Annotated in this window: 6 protein-coding genes; all 6 read left to right on the forward strand. The window is 41.3% G+C overall.

The genetic code is table 11. The features are described 5' to 3' along the window. Positions 1 to 718: DUF1796 family putative cysteine peptidase (locus H6S82_RS28380; RefSeq protein ID WP_242057141.1), on the forward strand; the 718-nt coding region annotated here is incomplete at its 5' end. 101 nt (positions 719 to 819) lie between these two features. Then, positions 820 to 1,311: a type II toxin-antitoxin system VapC family toxin gene (locus H6S82_RS28385; protein ID WP_190465287.1), complete on the forward strand. Its 492-nt coding sequence runs from the start codon at positions 820 to 822 to the stop codon at positions 1,309 to 1,311. Then, positions 1,298 to 1,480 (forward strand): hypothetical protein, encoded by a 183-nt coding sequence (locus tag H6S82_RS28390; RefSeq protein WP_190465288.1) that lies wholly within the window; start codon positions 1,298 to 1,300, stop codon positions 1,478 to 1,480. Before H6S82_RS28385 ends, H6S82_RS28390 begins: the two co-directional genes overlap by 14 nt. Positions 1,481 to 1,560: 80 nt before the next feature. Next, the gene (locus H6S82_RS28395) at positions 1,561 to 1,842 is read left to right on the forward strand and encodes a type II toxin-antitoxin system HicA family toxin (RefSeq protein WP_242057142.1); all 282 of its coding nucleotides are present in this window, start codon (positions 1,561 to 1,563) and stop codon (positions 1,840 to 1,842) included. Beyond that, entirely contained in the window at positions 1,839 to 2,057 is a 219-nt protein-coding gene (locus H6S82_RS28400) for a type II toxin-antitoxin system HicB family antitoxin (protein ID WP_190465290.1), read from the forward strand. The genes H6S82_RS28395 and H6S82_RS28400 overlap by 4 nt, the downstream gene beginning before the upstream one ends. A gap of 33 nt (positions 2,058 to 2,090) precedes the next feature. Next, positions 2,091 to 2,366, forward strand: a complete 276-nt coding sequence (locus tag H6S82_RS28405) for a GIY-YIG nuclease family protein (protein ID WP_206756633.1) — start codon at positions 2,091 to 2,093, stop codon at positions 2,364 to 2,366. Positions 2,367 to 2,561 lie beyond the last annotated feature (195 nt).

Below are 2,561 nucleotides of genomic sequence, written 5' to 3' on the forward strand. Positions count from 1 at the left end.
CGACGCTCTTCCGATCTACAAGTGTAAATTATCGGACATTAGCCGGGTGGGGATTATTCCTCTAGGCGATCGTTGTGCGGCTCGAATGTTGTTATATAAAATGGAGTACGATGGGCCGGCTTTTCCTTTCGATTTAACGCGCAGCACCAATCTTGGGGATGTCGCCGATGCGATCGAAACTGGTTTTCAAGATATGTGGAACCCCCAATTTTTACATTACAATCATGACGAAAGGCGAATATACCACAGCAAGTGGTCGGGTCTATCTTTTGCCCACGAAGTTGAAGACACAGACGACCCATTAAATAATATGTTTCCCGTCTACGAACGAATGCGCGTCCGTTATTCCGCACGTGCCGAACGCTTTTGGTATACGCTACAAAATTGCGACGAAGCGCTGTTTATTCGCACGGGTGTAACTAATCGCGGTTATGTGATAGATTTGCTGGATAAGCTGGAAGCAAAATGTCAGGGAAAACCTTTCCGCGTCTTGCTAATTTCTCTCCAATCTTCCGATGAATTTGCGGGACTTCCCAAGGTGCTGCATTATAATTTGGAGTTCAATCCAGATAAAATGTATGATGATTTGGGATATTGGATGTACTGCACAGACGTGATGCGAGGAATTATCGAATCTCTTGGCGTATCGAGTAAAAATTTGTTTTGGTGTCCCCCCAATCCACCCAAAAATAAACCGAAAACACAAGAGAATGGGTAGGATTGGTTAATTTGGCTGTGCGATCGCACGGTGCTATTTATGGATAATGGATATGGTGCGATCGTCACGCTAAAATAGAGAAGTTAACACCTTTATCTTGCATGAGTGATACCATCTACATTGAAACCAGTATTTTTGGCTACTTGACAGCTAGATCGACTAAAAACCTGATTCTTGCTGCGAATATTGAAGTAACGCGAGACTGGTGGGAAAATTATCGCGATGCTTTCGATATATACATTTCGCAAATTGTTTTAGATGAAGCAGCCTTGGGCGACTCAGAGATAGCTGCCAAGCGGCTTGAAATCTTGCAGGGTATACCATTACTGAAGCCGAGCGAGGCGGCTCAAGATCTGGTAATTCAATTTTTAGCAAGAAGTAACCTTCCAGATAAAGCTGCTAATGATGCAGCACATATTGCCATAGCTACTGTTCACGGTATGGACTATCTTCTAACGTGGAATTGTAAACACATAGCAAATGCCCAAATTCAGAAAAAGCTGATACAGATTTGTGCTGACTTTGGGTACGAGCTACCAACGATTTGTACACCTTATGAATTAATGGGAGAGGATGTAAATGTTGACAAATGAAATTTTAGAGGAAATTTATCAATTTCGAGAAGCTCATGCTAAATCATTTAATTATGATGTAGCTGCTATGTTTGCAGACTGGCGGAAGAGAGAAGCTGAAAGTGGTAGAGAGTCAGTAACCTTACCTCCGAAGAAAAAGTATAATAAATCGCTGCATCATACCGCCTAAGAAGCGAATTGTGGCGATCGCGCTGTGCTATTTATGGATAATGGAGATGGTGCGATCGCATAGTTAAGATTATGGGCTAGATGCCACCTGAACTAGAAACGGGTAAACTATATGTACGGATACAAAAGACAATATCCATGCCGAGGAAAATTCGCGCATTGAAAGCTCAGATTGCGCGTGAAGGCTTTGTTTATCTGCCCAAGCGCGGCAAAGGTAGCCATGAGCGATGGCGACATCCTCTATTGAGAAAAACACTGACAATTCCAGGTAAAGATGGAGATGATGTACCAGTCTACCTAGAAAAACAGTTGGCACAATTATTAAGTGAACTGGAAGCTCTCAAGGAGGACGAGGATTTATGAATCGATACAGTATGATTATTCAATGGTCTGATGAAGATGGGCTTTTCCTAGTCACTATCCCAGAATTTAGCGATCGCGTTGTGATGCCTTGTACTCATGGTAAAACTCGCGAAGAAGCAATTCGTAATGGTGAAGAAGTGATTGAAATGTATTTGGAAGCTTGGCAAGCAGAAGGTGAATCTATCCCTGAACCTAGTACGCTTCAAATTGCCTGATTATTATTCTAAACATACATTTTAGCTAAAGTGATGCTACAAGAATTCAGTACATTACCAAATCTGAAACTAGCAGATAGGCAAAGATTACCAGAGTGTTCTGCAATCTACTTTGCGATCGCTCGCGATCAAGTTCTCTACGTTGGTCTAGCAACAAATTTAAGAAATCGTTGGCAAAATCATCATCGGTTGCTGCAGTTGGAAGCAGTTAATCGAAGGTGCGAAGTTAGGCTATTTTGGTTGAGTTGCGCTCAAAATCAGCTTAATGAACTAGAACGCCAGTATATTGAGTATTATACTCATACCTAAAAGAGCAGTATCCTAAAATGCAGGCTATCAATGACGATCCAGTACCAAAGTTGTTGTTTTAAACCAGAAGTTCTTTCGGAATTAGAAAGTGTAAAGAAAAGCGTTTTCGTGTTAAAATAATAAAAAAAATCCGAAGTTATAATTATGGCCAAAAGTTTAGCAATTCAACTAACGGACGAATTAGAGCAACAGTTG

This window comes from Planktothrix sp. FACHB-1355 (genome assembly GCF_014748295.1).
In the GTDB taxonomy this organism is placed as follows: domain Bacteria; phylum Cyanobacteriota; class Cyanobacteriia; order Cyanobacteriales; family Aerosakkonemataceae; genus Aerosakkonema; species Aerosakkonema funiforme_A.